Here is a 19647-nt window from a genome sequence, read left to right as displayed (position 1 = left end):
AGCGTTTACTTGACCGCTTTGCCTGCGATCACGGTGGCGTTCTTGCCACTGTTGGAATTCGCGGTGGCAAGAACCTTGGGCTTTTCCTTCTTGGGTTTCTTGGCCTCACGGTTGCTCTGGCTTTTTCCTTTGGACATGGGATCGTCTCCTGACTGATCCCGGTCAGGCGGGGTGCCGGGCCGGGTCGTGCTCAGGGGATCAGGGGGCCTGACAGGGTCAGCGCGATGAGCCCTCGGGCGCAGCAGGCACGGCGCGGGGCCGGTGCTGCAAAGTGCAAGATAAGCGGGCAGAGGGGCGGCGACAAGGGGGGTGCTGAGCCGCTGCCCTTCTCCCGTCATACCCGCGAAGGCGGGGATCTCAAGCGGCCTGTCGCGCCTTGTCCTCGGGAGAGACAGCCGCGCGGTCGACGGGCCGCGGTCTGGCGAGGCAACGGTTGTGGCTGCCACTTTATCCCTGCAAAATCCGTGCGACCCAAAGACGGAGTGCCACGCATCAAAATCGCCAGGCCGTCACGCCAATGGCGTGCCCCTTAAATCGGCGCACCTCCGGTGCGACGGGCGGCCCGGCGATCGCGTGGCGGCGCATCACGCTGCGGTTTGTTCCGCGGGCGAACATTCAACTGGATTTGTAAGAACACCCAGCGGTTGTGAATTGAAAAGCTTGCGTTGGACACGTATGATTAGCGCAAACGCAGCGGAGCAAAAGATGTCCCAAAAGAGTGTACACGTCGTCCCGCGTGGTGGTAAGTGGGCTGTAAGGTCCTCAGGTGCGGCAAAGGCATCTAAAATCGTAAACACGCAGGACGAAGCGAGAGAGATAGCGCGCGAGCAGGCAAAGCGATCTGGGGTTGAGCTTTACGTTCACGGTCGTAATGGGCGCATACGCGAACGCAATTCTTACGGAAAAGATCCGTATCCGCCTAAGGGCTGATTGCTACTTTGAGTGACTATCAAAAGTCAGTTTTTATTAACTGCCCCTTCGATGAAGAGTTCGGGCCACTTCTTGAGGCGATGCTGTTTTGCATCGTGCGTTCAGGTCTAATCCCTAGACTTGCATCGGAGAGTCTCGAAGCCGGGCAAAGCAGATTAGAGAAAATACTTGAGCTAATTGGACTATGTCGCTTTTCGATCCACGATTTGAGCCGTGCTGTGTCCAAATCAGCGAACGAAAACTTCCGCATGAATATGCCATTTGAACTGGGTCTCGACATGGGGAGAAGGCGGGCTCCTGATCTGGACACGAGTGACAAGAAGTTCCTGATATTTGAAAAGGAACCGTACGAACTGAAGCGTTGCCTCTCAGACCTTAACGGCGTTGATGTCGCGTTTCACCGTGAAGACTATCAGCTAATCATCAAAAAGCTTCGAGATTTTCTCAGAGTAGAAGCCAACTGCAAACTACCAGGGCCAACGGCTTTGGAAGATGAATACGCGATATTTCAAGGTTGGATGACAGAGAAAAAAATCCATGAGGGTCACACAGAGAAGGAAGCGCTTGATCTTCCAACTCAGGAAAGATTAGACGAAATGCACTCATGGATGGCTCAGGGACGGCCAACAGAGTTTCGGCCGTAATCAAACATCCAACTCCTCCACGAACCGCGCATTCTCGGAAATATACTGGAACCGCAGTTCCGGCTTTTTCCCCATCAGGCGTTCGACCAGATCGCTGGTCTGGCCCGGTTCATCCTCGTCGATGGTCACGCGGATGAGTTTGCGCGAGCCGGGGTCCATCGTCGTCTCTTTGAGATCCTTGGCGTCCATCTCGCCCAGACCCTTGAAGCGGCTGACGTCGATCTTGCCCTTGCCGCCCAGCCCCTTTTCCAGCCACAGATCGCGCTCGGCTTCATCAAGGCAATAGACCCGTTTTGACCCTTGGGTCAGCCGGTAGAGCGGCGGGCAGGCCAGATAGAGATGCCCCGCGTCGATCATCGGGCGCATTTGCGTGAAAAAGAACGTCATCAACAGCGCCGCGATATGCGCGCCATCGACATCAGCGTCGGTCATGATGATGATCTTGTCATAGCGCAGATCATCAAGATTGAACTTGCTGCCAAGGCTCACGCCCAAGGCCTGCGTCAGGTCGCTGATCTCTTGATTGCTGCCCAGTTTGGACGAGGCCGCGCCCAGCACGTTCAGGATTTTGCCACGCAGCGGCAAGAGAGCTTGGGTCTTGCGATCCCGCGCCATCTTAGCCGAGCCCCCCGCGCTATCGCCCTCGACGATGAACAGCTCCGTGCCGTCGCGGGTGCTGGAAGAGCAATCCACCAGCTTTCCGGGCAGGCGCAGCTTTTTGGTTGCGGTCTTGCGTTGGGTTTCCTTTTCCTGACGCCGCCGCAGCCGTTCCTCGGCGCGCAGCACCAGAAAATCGAGAATAGCGCCCGCCGATTTGGTATCGGCAGCCAGCCAGTTGTCGAAATGGTCGCGCACCGCCCCCTCGACCATGCGCGCGGCGTCGGTGGTGGCAAGACGGTCCTTGGTCTGGCCCACGAATTCCGGCTCTCGGATAAAGCAGGACACGAGCGCACAACCACCCGCGAGCAGGTCTTCGCGCGTGATCTGCGCGGCCTTGCGGTTGTTGGACAACTCGCCATAGGCCTTGATCCCCTTGAGGATCGCCGCCCAGAACCCGGCCTCATGCGTGCCACCCTCGGGCGTGGGCACGGTGTTGCAGTAGGATTGAATAAACCCGTCGCGCGCAGGCGTCCAGTTGATCGCCCATTCCACCTTGCCCGGAACGTTGTATTTGTCGCGGAAATCGACGGTGCCGGCAAAGGGACGCTCGGCATAGGTGGTGGCACCGCCCAAGGCCTCACCCAGATAATCGGCAAGGCCACCGGGGAATTTGAACGTGGCCTCTTGCGGGGTGTCGCCATCGCTGATCTCGGTTTTCCAGCGGATTTCGACACCGGAAAAGAGATAGGCCTTGGAGCGCGCCATCTTGAAGAGCCGCGCCGGTTTGAGCGTCAGAGAGCCGAATATCTCTGGATCGGGATGGAATGTCACCGAAGTGCCGCGTCGGTTGGGGGCAGCACCAATCTTGGCCAGGGGCGCTTGTGGAGTGCCGCGCGAGAACTCCATCATGTAAAGCTCGCGGTTGCGCGCAACCTCGACCCGCAGATGATCCGACAGCGCATTGACCACCGACGAGCCAACGCCGTGCAGGCCACCGGACGTCTGATAGCTATCACCTGAAAATTTTCCGCCCGCGTTCAGCGTGCAAAAGATGATCTCGAGCGCCGATTTCTTGGGGTCTTTGGGGTGTGGATCAACCGGAATGCCGCGCCCGTTGTCGCGCACGCTGACATGGCCGTTGGCGTGTAATTCCACCTCGATCCATGTGGCGTGGCCTGCCACCGCCTCATCCATCGAGTTGTCGATGATCTCGGCCACCATGTGATGCAGGGCGCGATCGTCCTTGCCGCCGATATACATGCCGGGGCGCAGCCGGACATGCTCCATATCCTCGAGCACCTGAATGGAGGAGGCGTCATAATCGGATTTCGGGGTGGGCGAGAGAAGATCGTTCATGCCACTGCTCTTTTATGTTTTTTGGGTTGGGCGACAGTATGGCAGAGCGGGCGCGGCGGGGGAAGTGGCTGCGGCCTATGCGCCAGCCTGCGCGCGCAACCAATCTGCCATTTCCCCGGCATCATCCAGGCGCTGCGCAAGGCGGATGATCCGCTGGCCGACGTCTTCGGTGTCATGTGTCATTGTCATGCCATTCAGGCGGAGACAGACGATCATCACCCGATAAGCTGTGCGCTTGTTGGCATCGTTGAAGCAATGTCCCTGCGCAATCGCCTCTGCATAGGCAGCGGCAAGATCGAACACATCCTCTATCATACCATAAGCCAGCCGGTTATCGACGCGCGCCAAGGCCCCTGACAGCGATTTATCCAACGCCCTGCCGGGTAATTCGCCGGGGTTCAAAACAAGATCATGGAGTGTCTCGACCTGCTCCACACTCAAGAGCAAGAAGCTCATTTGTCTTTAAGGTAGTCGAGCACGGGCTGTGCCTGTGCATGCGTTGCCTCAACTGCGGCCATCACCTCGTCCATCGTTGCATAACGCGGCTCTTGTTGCAGCGTGGCCTCTTCGGGCACCAGATACCCGATGCATTTGGAGTTCTTCATGATTGCCACCGGCTTGCCACCTGCCGCGTCGAGCACCTTTTGCGGTTCGCGCAATTCGGTGATGGTGCAGATCTGATTGGTATGCAGGCGCTTCATGGGGTGATCCTTTGAATGTATATTCAAATATACACTCAAACGCCCATTATTTCAACCTCTGCCGCAAGTAGCGCGCGCAGCCAATGAGTGCGGCGGTATCCTCGGAGATCAGATGGATCGGCGTGGCTTCCATAATGGGTCGATACGGGCCCTTGGCGACAAACATCTGACGAAACTCTGGCCTATTGAGCAGCGGCGCCATAGCGCGGGCCAGTCCGCCGATCAGGAACACGCCTCCTGTCGCCATATGGGTGAGTGCCAGATTGCCCATGACAGCGCCCAGAATTTCCAGAAACAAAGCGAGTGTCTCAGCGCATGCTCCCTGACCCTGTGATGCGTTGGTCAGGATGTCCGGGGCGGTAAGGGTCACGCCAATGCGCAGACGGTGCAGGCGCACAAGCCCAGAGCCAGACAAGAGCGCCTCATAGGGTTTATGCGCTACTTCTGCGCCCAAGGCCGCGATCACCGCGTTGGCCGCATCGCCCAGATGCGGCAAACCGGAATGACCGGCCTCGGCGGGCGGCACCAAAAGGTCGGCACCAACCCGGTGCACCACCGCGATATTGCTGCCCGTGCCCAGACCCAGCACCATGCGCGGGCCGTTAGGATCAGGATGCCCTGCAAACACAGGCATGATCCATGCGGGGTCAAGATCATCAAGCGCATAGCCCTGCGCCTGAAGGTCATTGATCAGATGCACCTCGGTTGCGCCTGTGGCATGGGCCATCTCGGCCCCGTCGATGAACCAATCGAGATTGGTCAGTTGCGCCGTGCCCGCCCGCACCGGCCCCGCCACACCGGCACAGATTGCGCGCGGGTGCGTGCCGTGCTCTGCAAGATACGCCGTCAAGATCGGCAAGAGCCCGGCAAACGCTGCGTTTTCAAAGCGCTGCACGCTGCCCGGTTTGAGCGCCGAGCCTGCTGTCAGCGCCACCCTTGTATGGCTTGCCCCGACATCGGCGACGAGGCTCTCACGCATCGCGCCAGCGCGCCACGGTCGCCCGTGCTGCCTGTGCCAGCATCACCACGTCAATGCCCACCGCCAGAAACTGCGCGCCCCAATCGGCATAGCGCTGCGCTGTGTCGGGGTCGAGCGCCAGAATCCCCGCCGCCTTGTCTGACGCCGCGATCAAGGCCAAGGCTCCGCGAATGACCTCTTGCACCTCAGGCGCGTGGCTATCGCCCACATACCCCATATCGACCGCCAGATCAGAGGGGCCGATAAAGACGCCGTCCACGCCCTCGACCGCCAGAATTTCCCCGAGCGCGTCTATACCGGCCATACTCTCGACCTGCACGATCAGACATATCTGGGCGTTGGCTGTGGGGATGTAATCCTTGATCCGAGAGAAATCTGACGCCCGCGCCAGCGCCGCGCCCGATCCGCGAATACCGTCTGGCGGATAGCGGGTGGCGCGCACAAGGTCGCGGGCCTGATCCGCACTCTCGACCATCGGAATGATCAGGCTCTGCGCGCCTGCGTCGAGCACCTGCTTGATTGCCCATGCTTCACCCATCGGCAGTCGAACCACCGGCAGGCTTTGCCGCCCCGCCAGCATCGCCAGTTGCGCCGAGATAGAGCGTAAATCGTTGGGCGCATGTTCCCCGTCGATCACCAGCCAGTCAAACCCGGCACTCGCGAGAACCTCTGTCGCGTAAGGATCGGCAAAACCAGCCCAGCATCCAATCAGACGCTCACCGCGCAACAGGGCGGATTTGAAACGGTTTTCGGGGGCGGGCATCGCGGCACTCCTCTGGCTGTCCGGCGCAGCATAGACCGCGCCCGCGCGCTTTGGCGAGAGCCAAGACGGGGTTTACTTTGCCCGACATTCCCCCCAGAGATTGCCCAATGAATACGCATCTCAAAGGTCTGATCATCACCGCGCTCGGCGTGCTGTTCGTCGTGCCGGATTCGCTCTTTGTGCGGCTGATCGACGGCGACGCCGCCAGCATCGCCTTTTGGCGTGGCATCACGGCGGGGTCCGTCATCCTGACGGGCGTGCTGCTGTTTCAAGGGTTTCGGGGCATCCGCGAGGTTGCGAAAACCGGCAAGCATGGTTTGCTTTATACCTTTCTGATTGCCATCACCGCCCCCGGCTTTGTCTTTGCCGTAAGCCTGACCAGCGTCGCCAATGTGGTCTTTATCCTTGCCTCCATGCCGGTCTTTGCTGCGATTTTCAGCCGGATTTTTCTGGGCGAGTCCATCAGCAAACGCATGGTATTGACCATGGCAGGGGTGTTTGCGGGGCTTGGCGTGATCGCTTGGGGCTCGGGCGAGACGCATGGCGCGCATTGGCATGGCGATCTGATCGCGCTTGGCGTGTCGGCCAGCTTTGCCGGGGCGATGACCACGGCGCGGCAGTTGCGCGCGGTGTCGATGATCCCGGCTATTCCGCTGGCCTTTCTCGGGGCGTCGCTCGCGATCTGGCCTGCGGCACAGCCCATGACCGTCTGGCACGCCAACTGGCCCCTTATTCTGGCACATGGGGCGTTTATCAGCGTCTCAACCTGCCTGCTCACGCTGGGCCCGCGCTATCTGGCCTCGGCAGAGGTGGCGCTGCTCATCCTGCTCGAATCCGTGTTGGCACCGCTGCTCGTCTGGGCGGTGATCGGCGAAGACCCGGGGCCTTGGGCCATCCTCGGGGGTGTCGTGGTGATTGGCGCGCTCTTTGCGTCAAACCTGTGGGCGCTGGCGCATAACCGGCGCTTGCGCAACAGGCCACAGCCCCGCACCGGCCCGCCGGTCTGATCCTCAGGTGTCGCGATAGATCACGAAACACTGCCACCCGTCATCGCGGTGGCCCCGGTCGTGATAGCCGGCCGCGCGCAGACATCTTGCCGATGCCACATTGTCGGGATGAACAAAGGCAACCAGACGATAAAGCCAGGCATGATCCGCAAATGCACGCCGTGTGGCGCGGTGCACCAGATCCCGCCCAAGACCGCGGCCCCAATAGTCACGGCCCAGCCAATAGCTGATTTCGGCGGTATCGCTGCTGCTGGCATCCGCGCCAAAGGCAAGCCGCATCTGCCCGATGGGCTGCGCATCAAGTGTGACGGCCAGAACATCGTGATGATCGCTCAGACCTGAGATGTCGATCAGGTCGCGTGCCAGCGCCTGTGTCAGGGTGCCGGGCCATGCCTCATACATGTGCTGCCAGACTTCGGGGTCGGACAAAAGCCGCATATAGGCCGGCACATCCGACGGCTGCCAGCGCCGGAAATTCAAAAGGCCCGGCGTTTTGACCTTCCATGACAATGGAGTGGCAGGCGTAGACCGCAAGCACGTGCTGTCTATGTCGGCGATAACCCAGCCAATTTGCAGCGGATCATAGGCAAGGGCGATGTCGCGCGCATCACACCACGCTTTTTGCTCGGGTGTCAGAACGCCGTCCCATCGGCTTTGCATCGACGGTGCAGGGGCCTGCTCCGTCAGGAATGGTTTTCTGGTCCGATCAGTCACGTCGCGCCCCCCAAGCCTGCGGCGAAAAATGGTCGTTTGGCCCGATATGGGGGTGAGCAGGCGTTGTTCAAGAGATGGGCCGAAGGATCACGAATCGGGGCGGAGATCCTCCTCCGCCCCGTCGCTGGTGATGGCACAGGTCTAAGACCCGGATCAGCCGTCCGATGCGGGCAGCACACCGGCTTCGACGGCGGCGGCCACTTCCTCGGCGCTCAGTGCACCATCGGAATTGGCATCTGCCGTGGTAAAGGTCTCGGCGGTGGCGTCGGGTATCACCTGCTGAAACTCGGACATGGTCACATAGCCATCGCCATCCGCATCCATCGCGGAAAACTCGCCCGCGAATGCCATCACAGGCAGGCTCAGCGCGAGTGCAAATGTCGCGGCACCGAATTCCTTGGTCATTTGGGTCGTCCTTTCTCTGGTTGAGGGGCGCAGAGGCGCTCCCATGGACAGAGCATGCGCAGGCTTGATCCACCTGTCGCGGGGGGCGCTGATTTCGCGCCAAAAAGCGCGGAAACCGGCCAGATGCCGGGGGTCCGATACGCGGACCTACGCCGGTGTCAGCCAGCGGGCGAGAGACCGCGCATCGCCAGGGGTGAATTGAGCAGCCCGGCGCCGATATGGGCCGGGTTCAGGCATGAGAGGAGCGCCGCCGATACGCCCGAGTCGCGTCAGGCGAGGGCTGCGGCCGGGCGGATCATGCCCGTTTCGATGCCGCGCCAATTGACGATGGGAGCGTTGCGATATTTGCGCGCCGCAGGATGCTCTGGGTCGAGCACACCGAGACGCACGAGGATTGAGGCAATCGCGCATTCCGCACCGCGCGTACCCCCATCAACGATCTTGAGCGCGACACCAAGCTTGCGCCGGGGCAGAATCGCAATGAAAAACGCCTCCGCCCCTGTCTTGAGCGCCACAGGCTCGGAACAGGCGCGCATGAGTTCGGTGCAGGCCCGCCCCTCACCCGCCACCAGTTCAGGATGCGCAACCATGGCCTGCCAAAGCCGAACGGCGGCGCGCTCGGCCACATCGCCGCTGTCTGACGCGCCCGCAAACCACGCCATCGCGCGGGCCATGCCATGCAGCGAACTGGCGTGATTGGGGGCGGAACACCCATCAATGCCGAAATAGGGCGACGTTTCCCCCGTGGCCTCTTCGAACGCCTCGAGCACGGCCCTTTGCACCGGGTGACTGGGATCAATGTAGTCGGCAGAGCCGCCCAGATGCCGGTTGAGCGTGACAAAGCCCGCATGTTTTCCGGAACAGTTGTTATGCACCTGACAGGGCGAGGTGCCGGAACACAGCAGTGATTTATGCGCCGCCTTGTCCTGCGGGTCATGGGCACCGCAGCGCAGGTCATCATCCGTCAGGCCCAGATCAGATAGCCAGCGATTGACGCGCTCGGTATGGATCGCCGCGCCATTATGAGAGGCGCAAGAGAGCGCCAGTTGCTCCGAGGTCAGCCCATGCGCATCCGCCGCCCCGCTGGTGATCAGCGGCAAAGCTTGGAGCATCTTGCACGACGAACGCGGTAGGATCGTCTCGGAAGGGTTGCCCCAAGCCTCGACAATCGCGCCCCCAGCGTCGCAAATCACCGCATGCCCAAGGTGCACGCTCTCAGGCGAGGGGCCGCGCCAGATTTCGGTGAAGGGGACAGCGTTGGTCATCGGTATACTCCGGCAGATCGGGGGACAGGCGGGATATGCGGAAATCCGCCAATTGCGTCTTTCACTTCTCGCGTGTTTCAGGCTAATATTGCAATGTCGAGACAGAACTGGTCGCATATAAAAATATTCCCGTAAAGGGTAGCTGGCGACCGAAGGATTTGAGGCTTAGGACAGCTTGGAGGCTGGACATATGATATCAAGATTTGCAGGCGGTATGGCCATCGCGGTGGCGATGCTGATCACACCCGCAGCACAGGCGCAAAGCACGAGCACCAATCAGGTGGCCACCAGCACGGCGTGGAGCGTGTTCGAGGACAGTGATCCGCGCGAATGCTGGGCGGTTTCTGCGCCCACGGAATCTGTCAACACCAAGGATGGGCGCGTGGTGGCGGTGCGGCGCGGCGATGTGCTGTTGATGACGTTCTTCCGCCCGGGTGCAGGCGTGCAGGGCCAGATCACCTTTACCGGTGGCTATCCGTTTGCCGGGGGCTCGACCGTAAACCTCAATATCGGCGGCACACAATTCGAGTTGTTCACCGAAGGCGAATGGGCTTGGCCCGCAAGCACCGAGGATGACGCCCAAGTTCTCGCAGCGATGAAACGCGGCGCGGATGCGGTTCTGACCGCCCGCTCAGGGCGTGGCACAGTGACCAAGGATACGTTCTCTCTGCTGGGATATACTGCGGCAGTGGAAGAGGCCGAAAAACGCTGCAAGTAACCGCGTGCGTGTGCCTGTGGCGCTATGAATTCAATGCGGCGGGCCAGATCGGCACCGCCGCTTTTCGTGACAGTGTCGCGCTATCCCTGAGCCGTCAGGATCGCACTGACTTTGAGTGCGCGTTGCACGTTGCCCTCAACCTTCAGCTTGCCTGACATATAAGCCATAACCGGGTTTTGTGCGCCGGACAGGATGTTGCGAAACACCTCGTCGCTTGCGCTTAGCACCACATCCGCCGGTTCATCCCCGGCGTGCGCGCCTGCCTCGCTGAGCATGACGCTGCCGTGGCCTGTAATCACAAGCTTGGCGAGGCCTCTGATATGGCCCTTGGCGCGGGGCGTGAGCGTGGTGATATAGTCGTCGATGATGGCACTCATGGGATGGTCTCTGTCGCGAATTGGGTTCGCGATAGATCACCCCGGAACACGTCCGGGCGCAAGCAAAACCGCGCGTCACATGATTTACCAGCGCGTCAGCGCATCCTCATCCGCATCTTTGGCGGCAACCCAATCGGCCCCCGCCTCGGTCACTTCCTTCTTCCAGAAGGGCGCCCGCGACTTTAGAAAATCCATCAGAAATTCCGCCGCGTGAAAGGCATCGGCGCGGTGCCGGGCGGCGGTGGCGACCATCATGATCACCGCATCCGCCTGCAGGGTGCCATAGCGGTGGATGACCAGAACATCCCCAAGACTCCAGCGTTCGCGCGCCTCTTCCGCGATCTTTTCCAGCGCCTTTTGCGTCATGCCAGGATAATGTTCGATCTGCATCGCCCGAAGAGACGCACCATCGAGATCACGCACAATCCCGGTAAAGGTCACAACCGCGCCCATCCCGGACTGTCGCGCAACAAAGGCATTTGCCTCGGCACCAAGGTCAAACGCGGCCTCTTGTACCCGGATATCCATGGCTCAGCCCCCGGTCATCGGCGGAAAGAACGCCACCTCTCGGGCACCGGCCAGCGGCGCATCGAAATCGCTCAACTCTTGATCCACCGCCACGCGCAGCGCGTTCAGATCAGCAAACGCAGCCTCATACCGCTCTTCGCGCGCGCGCAGTTGGTTCACCAAGTCCATGACCGTGGCGGGTGTGGTATCAATCCGTTCCTTTGGAAGGCCGATCCGTTCCCGCACCCAGGCGAAATAGAGCACATCCATCATCTCTCATCCTTCAGATAGGGGATCGACTTGTTGAAATAGTCGAACCCCGTCAGCAGGGTTAACGCCGCCGCCAGCCACAAAAGCCAGATGCCCACGTGGCCGGCCCAAACCATGCCGGTGTATTTCCACGTCAACCCGTGCAAATCATCCTCGCGCCCCTCAAGTATGGACAAAACCAGATGATCATCCATGCCGAACACCGACATACCAAAATAGTGCTCGAACACACCTTGGGCAAACAGCACGGCAATCGCCACCATCTGCGCGGTGGTTTTCCACTTGGCCAATTGCGTGACCTTGAGCGTGCCTGCGGTGTCGCCCAGAAATTCGCGCAAGCCCGAGACAAACACCTCTCGAAACAGAATGACCGTGGCGGGCAGCACCAACCAGGGCGACATGCTTGAATAGCCGACGATCACCATCAGGGCGATGACCACCATCGCCTTATCGGCAATCGGGTCCAGCATCGTGCCCAGCTTGGTCACTTGTTTCCAGCTGCGCGCCAGATACCCATCGAACCAATCGGTGATCGCCGCGCTGACGAACAGAATCAGCGCGAACCAATCGGCATAAGGTCTTGTAAAATATAAGAACATGACCGCGACTGCCGGGGCTGCCAGCAGGCGGAGCGTGGTCAGGATATTGGGCAAGGTCCACGTCATGGCCTCTGTTCTATCCTGTCACAGGCGCGAGGGAAAGCGCCCTTGATTGCTAGAAATCACGCAGCCTCCGGGTGGTTTCAGGATCCATGAACCCGGCAATCGTGGCCTCGGTCTCGTGGTCCATGGCGCGGCGCAGGTCAGTCATCGCAGTGGCGTTCAGAACCCGCTTCATCGCACGCACAGCCAAGGGGGGCAGATCGGCCAACCGGCGGGCAGTTGCCTTGGCTTCGTCCATCAGTTCCGCGTCGGGCACGCATTTCCACGCCAGCCCCATCGCGTGCAGGTCCGCCGCCCCGTAACGGTCGCCGAAAAACAGCATCTCGCGCGCTTTGTTGAGCCCCACAAGCGCAGGCAACAGGCTACTGACCCCGCCGGTGACAAAGAGGTTCAGTGACACCTCTGGAAAGAACCCCCGCGCCGATGTGGCCCAAATCGGGAAGTCGCAATTGATCGCCCACTCAAAGCCGCCGCCCACCGCCCATCCATTGATTGCGCCCACCACGGGTTTGTGTCCCAGAACGATGGCATCGGTCGCACGCTGGATCGCCTTCACCAGATCACGCGCCTCTTCCTCGGAGGAGGGATGCACATGCTCGCGCCGGTCGTCGCCTGCGCAAAACGCCTTACCCGCCCCAGTAAAAATGATCGCGCGGGTTTGTGCATCTGCATTCGCCCGCTCGAACGCCCGCGCCACATCGTCGATCAGGGCGCGGTTCATGGCATTCAGACTGCCGGGCCGGTTCAGCGTGATACAGCGCACGCCCTCGTCCACGATCTCGCTCAAGACGGTTTCATAGGTCACATCGGTCATTGGTTGCCTCTCAGCACACGCTTTGTCTTGCCCTCGGTCAGGGGAAAGGTGCCATGCGGCACCACTGTCACCCGCGCCGTTGCGCCCAGCTTGGTCTTGATCGCGGTGGCAACCTCTTCGGCCAGCCCATCTGTCACAGGCTGCCCCTTGGCCCGTTCCACCGTGACCGGCAGGGCATCATAAGGCGGCGGGCTATCGAGAATGATCCGGTAGTCGCCAGAGAGCGCCGCAAACTCGTTGATGACTGCCGCGACCATCGTCGGAAAGAGATTGAGGCCGCGCACCACCACCATATCATCCGACCGCCCCACCACGCGAAAGCGGAACCCGCTGCGCCCGCAGGTGCAGGGATCGGTTGCATCCACGGTGATGATGTCGCCGCTGCGAAACCGCACGAGCGGCTGACAATCGCGCGCCAGATGGGTCAGCACCAATTCCCCGGTCTGCCCCGCCTCAAGCGGCAGCGATGCGCCCGTCTCAGGGTCTATCAGCTCGGGATAGAGCACATCGGCCGCCATGTAATGCAGGCGCGTGTCGTGTTCGCATTGCGCCGCGAAATTGCAGAACACATCCGAGACGCCGTAATTGGCATTGCGCGGCTCCATGCCCCAGACATCCCGCAGGCGTGCGCGAAACGCCGGATCATCCAGCCCCGCCTCGCCGCCAAAGAGCCCCAAACGCAGGCCCAGATCGCGCGGTTTCAATCCCGGAAACTTGTCTGCGATCACCCGTTCCAGCACTGACGGATAAGAGGGTGTGCAGGAAATCGCGGTGATCCCCACCTCCTGAATGGTGCGTACCAATAATTCTGTTGACCCAACGCCAAAGGGCACCACCATCGCGCCCGTCGCCTGCAAGGTCATGTGATCGGTCAGCCCGCCCATCCACATCTGATAGTTCAGGCAATGCACCACGGTATCGTCGGGCGTCAGGCCAGAGGCGGATTGACAGCGCCCGCCCACCGCCTCTGTCACCGCGCAATCGCGGGCTGAGAGGGCCAAATTCATCGCCTGCCCAGTGGTGCCAGAGGTGCGGTGCAACCGCACCGCCTCGCGCCGGGAGGCGGCCATATAGGTGCCAAACGGCTGATGTTCCGCCTGCGAAATCCGCAATTGCGCCTTGTCCGACAGGGGCAATTCAGCCAGATCGCGCAGGTCAGCAGGGGGTGTGCGCCCCTGCCATAGGTCACGGTAAAACTCCGACTGTGCCGCGACATAGGCGCTTTGAACCGCCCAAGCGGCGGCCTGATGCGCGCGCAGCCGGTCAGGGCTGGCAAATTCGGCTTGGTCAAGCAGGCTCATGGCTGCAATCCTCGTTCCCAGATGGTTGTGAGCGTGGCAATCACCGCCGCCCGGTCGGCAGACACATCGACCAGCCCCGCCTCGCCCGAGAGATAGAGGCTGGAAAAATACTGATCCGTCATGCCACCCAAGGCATAGGCCCGGCGGGTCAACTCGGCCTCGCTCAGTGTGCCCCGCCCCTCGCGGGCGAGCCTGCGGCGGGTGGCGGCCACAACAGTGTCGATCCATTCCCGATTGAGCCGGTGAAACGCGGCACGCGCCGCTGGAAAGGCATCAAGATGATGGATGAGGCATTTCATCAGCCCGCGATTGGCTTCGAATAGGCGGGCATAGGCCTCGGTCGCGGGGCGCATGCTGCGCTCGGGGCTGCTCTGGCTGGCGCGGATCATGCCCGCTTGCAGAAAGGCGGCAAAGCCTTGCAGCAGATCGTCGAGCAGATGCGCCTGATCGGGAAAGTAGAGGTAAAAGGTGCCATTGGCGACGCCCGCCTCTTTGCAGATGGCCCCGATGGTCAGATCCTGAAGCGCCGCGCTTTCCAAAAGAGAGCATGCTGCGATACGCAGCGCCTGCGCAGTGCGGATACCCTTTGCCTCGCCCTCAACCTGCACAGCGAGAAACGCGGGATAGCTGGTGTGATCGGTGGGCGCGGGCATGGGCGACTCAAAAATGAAAATGAATTCATATTCAGTTTTTGAGTATGCTTTGTCAAGCTGACTGATGCACAGCGTTCAGCCGCGTTCGTGGAAAAAATCATAGAGCTTCTGAGCCATCGCGTCTGAGACCCCTTCGACCGCACGCAGATCGGCCAGATTGGCACGGCTCACGGCCTTGGCGCTGCCGAAATGGGCCAAAAGCGCACGTTTGCGCGCAGCCCCGATGCCCGGCACCTCATCCAGTGGCGTGGCCCCCACCGCCTTGGCGCGTTTCGCGCGATGCGTGCCGATGGCAAAACGATGCGCCTCGTCGCGCAGACGCTGCACGAAATAGAGCACCGGATCGTTATGGCGCAGCGCCATGGGATGTTTGCCCACGCGGTGAAACTCTTCCTTGCCGGCATCCCTGTCCACGCCTTTGGCGACCCCGACCATCGGGATATCCTCAACCCCCATCTCGCGCATGATACTGGCCACGGCGCTGACTTGCCCCGCCCCACCGTCGATCAACAACAGGTCCGGCCAATGCCCTTGGCTGCGATCAGGGTCTTCTTTCAGCAACCGCTTGAAGCGGCGGGTCAACACCTCTTTCATCATCCCGAAGTCGTCGCCCGGCGTGATGTCATCGCCCCGGATATTGAACTTGCGATAGTGGTTTTTCATCATGCCCTCAGGGCCTGCGACAATCATCGCGCCCACGGCATCTGTGCCCTGAATATGGCTGTTGTCATAAACCTCGATCCGCTGCGGCGGGCCGGGCAGATCAAACGCCTCGGCCAAGCCGCGCAGCAATTTGCCCGTGGTGGCTGTCTCGGCCATTTTACGTGCAAGGCTTTCGCGGGCATTGCGCATCGCGGCGTCGACCAACTCGGCCTTTTCCCCCCGCAGGGGCACGTTCAGCGTCACCTTGCGCCCCAGCTTGTCGCTTAGCGCCTGCTGCATCAGATCGGCATTCTCAATCGGATGCGACAAGAGCAAGGCGCGCGGTGGTTCCTTGCTGTCATAGAACTGACCGATAAAGGCCTCGAGCGCCTCGGCCTCTTCAACATCCACACCGACACGGGGATAGAAATCCTGATTGCCCCAGTTCTGCCCGCCGCGAATAAAGAACACCTGCACGCAGGCTTGGCCCTGTTCCAGATGCAACGCGATCACATCGGCCTCGTCCACAGTGCGGGGGTTGATACCTTGGGCGGTCTGCACCTGCGTCATCGCCTTGATACGATCCCGCAGGGCAGCAGCACGCTCGTATTCCATCGCCTCGGCGGCCTCGGCCATCTGCACGGCCAGCTTTTCCTGAATCTCGGTCGAGCGGCCCGACAGATAACGCTCTGCATCGCTGACCTGCGTTGCATACTCTGCCCGATCAATCTTGCCCACACAGGGCGCGGTGCAGCGCTTGATCTGATATTGCAAGCAGGGGCGCGTCCGGCTCTCGAACATGGCATCCGTGCAATTGCGCAACTGAAACACGCGCTGCAACTGCGCCAGCGTTCGGTTGACAGCACCGGCACTGGCGAAGGGTCCGTAATAAGCCCCCTTTTCACGCTTGGCACCGCGATGTTTCTTGATCATCGGAAACTCATGCCCGGTGACAAGGATGTTGGGAAAGCTTTTGTCGTCGCGCAACAGCACGTTGTAGCGCGGCTTCAACTGTTTGATGAGGTTCTGCTCCAAAAGCAGCGCCTCGGTCTCGGTCGCGGTCGTGAGAAACATCATCGACGCAGTTTCTGAAATCATCCGCGCGATGCGCCCGGTATGGCCGGTGGGGCGGGCATAGTTCGACACACGCGCGCGCAGATTGCGCGCTTTGCCCACATAAAGCACCCTCGCCTGCGCATCGAGCATCCGGTAGACGCCCGGCGACGCGTCTAGCGTGCGCAGATAGTCCCGGATGACATCATGGCCGGGTTTGGGTGGGGATTCGGGGGCGTTTTCGGTCATCGGCTCTCAGATATGATTCCCCCCGAGTGCTGCAATGATCCGACCCGGAGAGCAAGAGGGAAGCTGTCCACGGTTTCTGTGGATAACTCTGCGGATAGGTTTCCGGGAAGTGGAAATTTTCCTTGGATTCGGCTGGGTTCGTTAAGATGCCTAATTTTTAGGCAGTTTACCAACACATTGATATCTATCAACAAAAATATATGCCCTTGGCAAAATGTTGAAAACACTAACGATTTTGTAACGCTTGCGTGACGAACCCACGGCCAGTGCAAAACTTTTTTCGTCGGACGCGCGTTTTACTCCACACCCAGAACATCAGGGGTCTGCCAACCCAGGTGCTGGCCCCCATCCACACAGAGCAATTGGCCCGTCACACCCGGTGCATTCAGGAAGTAGACAAGCGCCGCTGTGATATCCTGCGGATTGGCCCCACGTTGCAAAATGGTCGCCCGGCGCTGGTTCTGGAAATGGCTGTCGCTCTGGCGATGCCCTTGCAATGTCGGCCCCGGTCCGATGGCATTGACGCGCACCCGTGGGGCCAGCGCCTGTGCCGCAGTCCGGGTCAGCGCCCAGAGACCCATCTTGGCAATCGTGTATGTCATGAACTCGGGCGTCAACTTGTGCACGCGCTGGTCAATCATATTGATCACCAGCCCCTGCGCCACCGGCTCGTCATAGTCGTCCATGGTCGGTGCGGGCACCTGCGCCGCCATCTGCTGCGTCAGCACGAAAGGCGCGCGCAGATTGCTTTCCATGTGGCGATCCCAGCTCAGGCGCGTGGCGGTCTGGATGTTGTCATAGTCAAAGATCGAGGCGTTGTTGATAAGCGTGGTCAGCGGACCGCCCAGTGCTTGGGCAGCGCGCGCCACCAGCGGTATCACCTGCGCCTCGTCCAGCAGGTCCGCCTCAAGCGTCACCGCCTCTCGCCCCAACGCGCGGATTTCATCGGCCACGGATTCTGCTGCCTCGCGCGAGGTGGCGTAATGAACGGCCACATCATGCCCTTGCCGTGCCAGCTCCAACGCCATTGCCCGGCCCAGCCGTTTACCCGCGCCTGTCACCAAAGCCCGCGTCATGCCCTGCTACTCCTCAGATTAATATCACCGAGACATAGACCACATAAGCAGAGGTCAAGGCGATGCCCCACACACGCGTGATGTCGATCTTGAAGAACACGAAAGGAATGATCAGCAAGGACGTGCCCAGCATCACCCAGAGATCGAAATTGAGGAATTGAGGATCAACAGGAATTTCACCAACCAGCGCCGCAACACCGATGATGCCAAGCAGGTTGAACATGTTGGAGCCAATGACATTGCCCAGCGCCACATCGGCCTGTTTGCGCAATGCCGCCATCACCGTGGTCGCGAGTTCCGGCAAAGAGGTGCCGACCGCAACCAGCGTAAGGCCGATCACCGCCTCGCTGACGCCGTAGCGCTGCGCGAGAATTGAGGCATTGTCCACAAGGATATCCGCACCAAGCGGTAGCCCCACAAGGCCCAGCACAAGGAAAGTGATGATCTGCCACCACGGCATATTGGGGTCTGCGCCTTCCACATCCTCGATGCCATCCACCTCGGACAGGGCCGTGATGGCCGCCTCGCGACGATGCGCCATCGTGTCGCGAAATGCATCCGCCAGCATAAGCGCCAAAGCCGCAAGCAGGATCAGACCCGAGATCCAGTCAAACGTGCCGCGAAAGGCCAGCAGAATGAACAGGACCGAAGCGGCGAGCATCTGGAGATACGATTTGGAGCACCTGCAGCTGCTGGTATGCAGTACCGCGAGAATAGCCGGAATACCCAACACCAAGAGGATGTTGGCGGTATTCGAGCCCACCACATTGCCCAGTGCCAGCCCCGGCTTGTCATCCAAAATCGCATTGACCGAGATCAGCAGTTCCGGTGCAGAGGTGCCAAAGGCCACCACCGTGAGGCTGACGATCAGCGCCGGGATCCCCACACGCAAACTTAGGTTCACAGCCCCTTTGACCAAGGCATCCCCAGCCAGAAGCAGGATCACCAGCCCCAGCGCCGACAAGAGCCATGGCATCATTTCAATTTACCCTTTTCGCAGGAACAGGGCCCCTTGCCGATGCGGTAGCGCCCGCATTTCTGGCATTTGGCCTGACTGAGCCGCTTTTGCCCCGGAAACCGGAGACGGCCAAACATGGCGAGGACCCCCATCGCCACAAGAAAGAATATGACGACCTTGACCAACAAATCAGAGGCCGAACCGGGCAAGGCTGGCCCGTTCTTCGACGACGCTCAGCGCGTCTTCGGCGATAGCCGCCCCAAATCGCGGAAATATCCCGCGTTTGCGGCCATAGCGGGCAAGCTGCACCTTGTCGCCGTAAAGTTCCTTGAGCTTCGGCAGCAGATGCGCGATGCCATCCGCCAGCCCCAATTCGACGCTGCGCGACCCCAGCCAGAATTCCCCCGTGAACAAATCTGGATCGTCGCGCAACCGCGCACCGCGCCGGGATTTCACATGGGTGATAAAGGCGGCATGAATGTCTTCCAGAATGCTCTTGAGGCGGGTCACATCCTCGGGCTTTTCGGGCATGAACGGATCCAGCGTGCTTTTGGACTTGCCTGCCGTATAAATGCGTCGCTCAATCCCCTGCCGCGCCAGAAACTCGTTCGCGCCAAAGCCCGCCGAGATCACCCCGATAGAGCCCAGCACCGAAGAGGCATCGACCCAGATGTCATCCGCCGCAACCGCCAGCCAATAGCCACCCGAGGCCGCCACATCCTCGACAAAGGCATGCACGGGGATTTTCTTTTCCTCCGCCAGCCGGCGGATACGGGCCGCGATAAGCGAGGATTGTACCGGCGATCCACCGGGAGAATTGATGACCAGCGCCACCGCCACCGGCTTGCCGCGCGCAAATGCTTTTTCGATCACCGGCCCGATGGCTTCGTCACTCAGGGCCGCGCGCGGACCCCCGCCGATCATCCCCGCAAGGCGGATGACCGCGACGGTGGGCCTGCGGTTGAGGAAGGGGATCATATGTCTCATGCCGCCCGATGTAGAG

At 60.7% G+C, this 19647-nt stretch carries 25 protein-coding genes; 4 read left to right on the top strand and 21 right to left on the bottom strand.

The features are described 5' to 3' along the window. Positions 1-5: 5 nt before the first annotated feature. Positions 6-137, bottom strand: a complete 132-nt coding sequence (locus tag ACLGGT_RS08635) for a hypothetical protein (protein WP_008281428.1) — start codon at positions 135-137, stop codon at positions 6-8. A gap of 538 nt (positions 138-675) precedes the next feature. Between ACLGGT_RS08635 and ACLGGT_RS08630 the strand changes: the two genes are divergently transcribed. Beyond that, positions 676-930, top strand: coding sequence for a DUF2188 domain-containing protein (locus ACLGGT_RS08630; RefSeq protein WP_437197407.1), 255 nt, complete (start codon positions 676-678; stop codon positions 928-930). A gap of 8 nt (positions 931-938) precedes the next feature. Further along, a complete protein-coding gene (locus ACLGGT_RS08625; RefSeq protein ID WP_422003249.1) occupies positions 939-1574 on the top strand; it encodes a hypothetical protein in 636 nt (211 codons plus the stop codon). Here ACLGGT_RS08625 and parE read toward each other — a convergent pair whose 3' ends face one another. From parE to ACLGGT_RS08600, 5 genes are all read right to left on the bottom strand, one after another. Beyond that, positions 1575-3530 (bottom strand): DNA topoisomerase IV subunit B, encoded by a 1956-nt coding sequence (parE, locus tag ACLGGT_RS08620; RefSeq protein WP_151978033.1) that lies wholly within the window; start codon positions 3528-3530, stop codon positions 1575-1577. 75 nt (positions 3531-3605) lie between these two features. Further along, positions 3606-3986 carry a type II toxin-antitoxin system death-on-curing family toxin gene (locus ACLGGT_RS08615; RefSeq protein ID WP_437195718.1) on the bottom strand — a complete coding sequence of 127 codons (381 nt, stop codon included), beginning with the start codon at positions 3984-3986 and terminating at the stop codon, positions 3606-3608. Continuing rightward, positions 3983-4231, bottom strand: coding sequence for a hypothetical protein (locus ACLGGT_RS08610; protein ID WP_008281424.1), 249 nt, complete (start codon positions 4229-4231; stop codon positions 3983-3985). Before ACLGGT_RS08610 ends, ACLGGT_RS08615 begins: the two co-directional genes overlap by 4 nt. Positions 4232-4277: 46 nt before the next feature. Beyond that, positions 4278-5210, bottom strand: coding sequence for a glucokinase (locus ACLGGT_RS08605; protein WP_437195717.1), 933 nt, complete (start codon positions 5208-5210; stop codon positions 4278-4280). Next, positions 5203-5973: an aldolase/citrate lyase family protein gene (locus tag ACLGGT_RS08600; RefSeq protein ID WP_437195716.1), complete on the bottom strand. Its 771-nt coding sequence runs from the start codon at positions 5971-5973 to the stop codon at positions 5203-5205. Before ACLGGT_RS08600 ends, ACLGGT_RS08605 begins: the two co-directional genes overlap by 8 nt. Positions 5974-6080: 107 nt before the next feature. On the opposite strand from ACLGGT_RS08600, the gene ACLGGT_RS08595 reads away from it, so the two are divergent. Next, positions 6081-6980 (top strand): DMT family transporter, encoded by a 900-nt coding sequence (locus ACLGGT_RS08595; protein WP_008281421.1) that lies wholly within the window; start codon positions 6081-6083, stop codon positions 6978-6980. Positions 6981-6983: 3 nt separating this feature from the next. On the opposite strand, the gene ACLGGT_RS08590 is transcribed toward ACLGGT_RS08595, so the two are convergent. From ACLGGT_RS08590 to ACLGGT_RS08580, 3 genes are all read right to left on the bottom strand, one after another. Next, complete coding sequence (locus ACLGGT_RS08590) at positions 6984-7694, bottom strand: GNAT family N-acetyltransferase (protein WP_437195715.1); 711 nt, start codon at positions 7692-7694, stop codon at positions 6984-6986. 153 nt (positions 7695-7847) lie between these two features. Next, positions 7848-8099 carry a hypothetical protein gene (locus ACLGGT_RS08585; protein WP_008281419.1) on the bottom strand — a complete coding sequence of 84 codons (252 nt, stop codon included), beginning with the start codon at positions 8097-8099 and terminating at the stop codon, positions 7848-7850. 269 nt (positions 8100-8368) lie between these two features. Further along, a complete protein-coding gene (locus ACLGGT_RS08580; RefSeq protein ID WP_437195713.1) occupies positions 8369-9364 on the bottom strand; it encodes an asparaginase in 996 nt (331 codons plus the stop codon). A 214-nt stretch (positions 9365-9578) separates the two neighbouring features. Between ACLGGT_RS08580 and ACLGGT_RS08575 the strand changes: the two genes are divergently transcribed. Then, entirely contained in the window at positions 9579-10082 is a 504-nt protein-coding gene (locus ACLGGT_RS08575) for a hypothetical protein (protein WP_008281417.1), read from the top strand. Positions 10083-10162: 80 nt separating this feature from the next. Here the strand turns inward: ACLGGT_RS08575 and ACLGGT_RS08570 are convergent, their stop codons facing one another. From ACLGGT_RS08570 to ACLGGT_RS08515, 12 genes are all read right to left on the bottom strand, one after another. Continuing rightward, a complete protein-coding gene (locus ACLGGT_RS08570; RefSeq protein WP_437195711.1) occupies positions 10163-10459 on the bottom strand; it encodes an SCP2 sterol-binding domain-containing protein in 297 nt (98 codons plus the stop codon). Between the two features lie 84 nt (positions 10460-10543). After that, positions 10544-10987 carry a molybdenum cofactor biosynthesis protein MoaE gene (locus tag ACLGGT_RS08565; protein WP_008281415.1) on the bottom strand — a complete coding sequence of 148 codons (444 nt, stop codon included), beginning with the start codon at positions 10985-10987 and terminating at the stop codon, positions 10544-10546. A 3-nt stretch (positions 10988-10990) separates the two neighbouring features. Beyond that, positions 10991-11239 (bottom strand): molybdopterin converting factor subunit 1, encoded by a 249-nt coding sequence (gene moaD / locus ACLGGT_RS08560; protein ID WP_422003265.1) that lies wholly within the window; start codon positions 11237-11239, stop codon positions 10991-10993. After that, on the bottom strand, positions 11236-11901 hold the full coding sequence (pgsA, locus tag ACLGGT_RS08555; protein WP_008281413.1) for a CDP-diacylglycerol--glycerol-3-phosphate 3-phosphatidyltransferase: 666 nt from the start codon (positions 11899-11901) through the stop codon (positions 11236-11238). The genes moaD and pgsA overlap by 4 nt, the downstream gene beginning before the upstream one ends. Positions 11902-11950: 49 nt before the next feature. Continuing rightward, positions 11951-12712 carry an enoyl-CoA hydratase/isomerase family protein gene (locus ACLGGT_RS08550; protein ID WP_437195708.1) on the bottom strand — a complete coding sequence of 254 codons (762 nt, stop codon included), beginning with the start codon at positions 12710-12712 and terminating at the stop codon, positions 11951-11953. Continuing rightward, positions 12709-14013 (bottom strand): phenylacetate--CoA ligase family protein, encoded by a 1305-nt coding sequence (locus tag ACLGGT_RS08545; protein WP_008281411.1) that lies wholly within the window; start codon positions 14011-14013, stop codon positions 12709-12711. Before ACLGGT_RS08545 ends, ACLGGT_RS08550 begins: the two co-directional genes overlap by 4 nt. Then, positions 14010-14666 carry a TetR/AcrR family transcriptional regulator gene (locus ACLGGT_RS08540; protein WP_437195706.1) on the bottom strand — a complete coding sequence of 219 codons (657 nt, stop codon included), beginning with the start codon at positions 14664-14666 and terminating at the stop codon, positions 14010-14012. The genes ACLGGT_RS08545 and ACLGGT_RS08540 overlap by 4 nt, the downstream gene beginning before the upstream one ends. Before the next feature lie 75 nt (positions 14667-14741). After that, complete coding sequence (uvrC, locus tag ACLGGT_RS08535) at positions 14742-16610, bottom strand: excinuclease ABC subunit UvrC (RefSeq protein WP_437195704.1); 1869 nt, start codon at positions 16608-16610, stop codon at positions 14742-14744. A 296-nt stretch (positions 16611-16906) separates the two neighbouring features. Then, entirely contained in the window at positions 16907-17686 is a 780-nt protein-coding gene (locus tag ACLGGT_RS08530) for an SDR family oxidoreductase (protein ID WP_081507074.1), read from the bottom strand. A 13-nt stretch (positions 17687-17699) separates the two neighbouring features. Further along, entirely contained in the window at positions 17700-18665 is a 966-nt protein-coding gene (locus ACLGGT_RS08525) for a calcium/sodium antiporter (protein WP_199861229.1), read from the bottom strand. After that, on the bottom strand, positions 18662-18853 hold the full coding sequence (locus ACLGGT_RS08520; protein WP_008281406.1) for a hypothetical protein: 192 nt from the start codon (positions 18851-18853) through the stop codon (positions 18662-18664). Before ACLGGT_RS08520 ends, ACLGGT_RS08525 begins: the two co-directional genes overlap by 4 nt. Further along, positions 18834-19631, bottom strand: a complete 798-nt coding sequence (locus ACLGGT_RS08515; protein WP_199861228.1) for a S49 family peptidase — start codon at positions 19629-19631, stop codon at positions 18834-18836. The genes ACLGGT_RS08520 and ACLGGT_RS08515 overlap by 20 nt, the downstream gene beginning before the upstream one ends. Positions 19632-19647 lie beyond the last annotated feature (16 nt).

Source organism: Roseovarius sp. MS2 (assembly GCF_051447875.1).
In the GTDB taxonomy this organism is placed as follows: Bacteria; Pseudomonadota; Alphaproteobacteria; order Rhodobacterales; family Rhodobacteraceae; genus Roseovarius; species Roseovarius mucosus_A.
Note: the sequence above shows the minus strand (reverse complement) of the source record. Positions and strands in the feature narration are given on the sequence as shown.

Coding starts and splice junctions, on each gene's coding strand:
- ACLGGT_RS08530 (WP_081507074.1), bottom strand. CDS start 17,686: ATGACGCGGGCTTTGGTGACAGGCGCGGGTAAACGGCTGGGCCGGGCA.
- ACLGGT_RS08600 (WP_437195716.1), bottom strand. CDS start 5,973: ATGCCCGCCCCCGAAAACCGTTTCAAATCCGCCCTGTTGCGCGGTGAG.
- ACLGGT_RS08580 (WP_437195713.1), bottom strand. CDS start 9,364: ATGACCAACGCTGTCCCCTTCACCGAAATCTGGCGCGGCCCCTCGCCT.
- ACLGGT_RS08615 (WP_437195718.1), bottom strand. CDS start 3,986: ATGAGCTTCTTGCTCTTGAGTGTGGAGCAGGTCGAGACACTCCATGAT.
- ACLGGT_RS08525 (WP_199861229.1), bottom strand. CDS start 18,665: ATGATGCCATGGCTCTTGTCGGCGCTGGGGCTGGTGATCCTGCTTCTG.
- parE (WP_151978033.1), bottom strand. CDS start 3,530: ATGAACGATCTTCTCTCGCCCACCCCGAAATCCGATTATGACGCCTCC.
- ACLGGT_RS08565 (WP_008281415.1), bottom strand. CDS start 10,987: ATGGATATCCGGGTACAAGAGGCCGCGTTTGACCTTGGTGCCGAGGCA.
- ACLGGT_RS08630 (WP_437197407.1), top strand. CDS start 676: ATGATTAGCGCAAACGCAGCGGAGCAAAAGATGTCCCAAAAGAGTGTA.
- ACLGGT_RS08550 (WP_437195708.1), bottom strand. CDS start 12,712: ATGACCGATGTGACCTATGAAACCGTCTTGAGCGAGATCGTGGACGAG.
- ACLGGT_RS08585 (WP_008281419.1), bottom strand. CDS start 8,099: ATGACCAAGGAATTCGGTGCCGCGACATTTGCACTCGCGCTGAGCCTG.
- ACLGGT_RS08540 (WP_437195706.1), bottom strand. CDS start 14,666: ATGCCCGCGCCCACCGATCACACCAGCTATCCCGCGTTTCTCGCTGTG.
- moaD (WP_422003265.1), bottom strand. CDS start 11,239: ATGATGGATGTGCTCTATTTCGCCTGGGTGCGGGAACGGATCGGCCTT.
- uvrC (WP_437195704.1), bottom strand. CDS start 16,610: ATGACCGAAAACGCCCCCGAATCCCCACCCAAACCCGGCCATGATGTC.
- ACLGGT_RS08595 (WP_008281421.1), top strand. CDS start 6,081: ATGAATACGCATCTCAAAGGTCTGATCATCACCGCGCTCGGCGTGCTG.
- ACLGGT_RS08575 (WP_008281417.1), top strand. CDS start 9,579: ATGGCCATCGCGGTGGCGATGCTGATCACACCCGCAGCACAGGCGCAA.
- ACLGGT_RS08515 (WP_199861228.1), bottom strand. CDS start 19,631: ATGAGACATATGATCCCCTTCCTCAACCGCAGGCCCACCGTCGCGGTC.
- ACLGGT_RS08570 (WP_437195711.1), bottom strand. CDS start 10,459: ATGAGTGCCATCATCGACGACTATATCACCACGCTCACGCCCCGCGCC.
- ACLGGT_RS08610 (WP_008281424.1), bottom strand. CDS start 4,231: ATGAAGCGCCTGCATACCAATCAGATCTGCACCATCACCGAATTGCGC.
- ACLGGT_RS08635 (WP_008281428.1), bottom strand. CDS start 137: ATGTCCAAAGGAAAAAGCCAGAGCAACCGTGAGGCCAAGAAACCCAAG.
- ACLGGT_RS08605 (WP_437195717.1), bottom strand. CDS start 5,210: ATGCGTGAGAGCCTCGTCGCCGATGTCGGGGCAAGCCATACAAGGGTG.
- pgsA (WP_008281413.1), bottom strand. CDS start 11,901: ATGACGTGGACCTTGCCCAATATCCTGACCACGCTCCGCCTGCTGGCA.
- ACLGGT_RS08545 (WP_008281411.1), bottom strand. CDS start 14,013: ATGAGCCTGCTTGACCAAGCCGAATTTGCCAGCCCTGACCGGCTGCGC.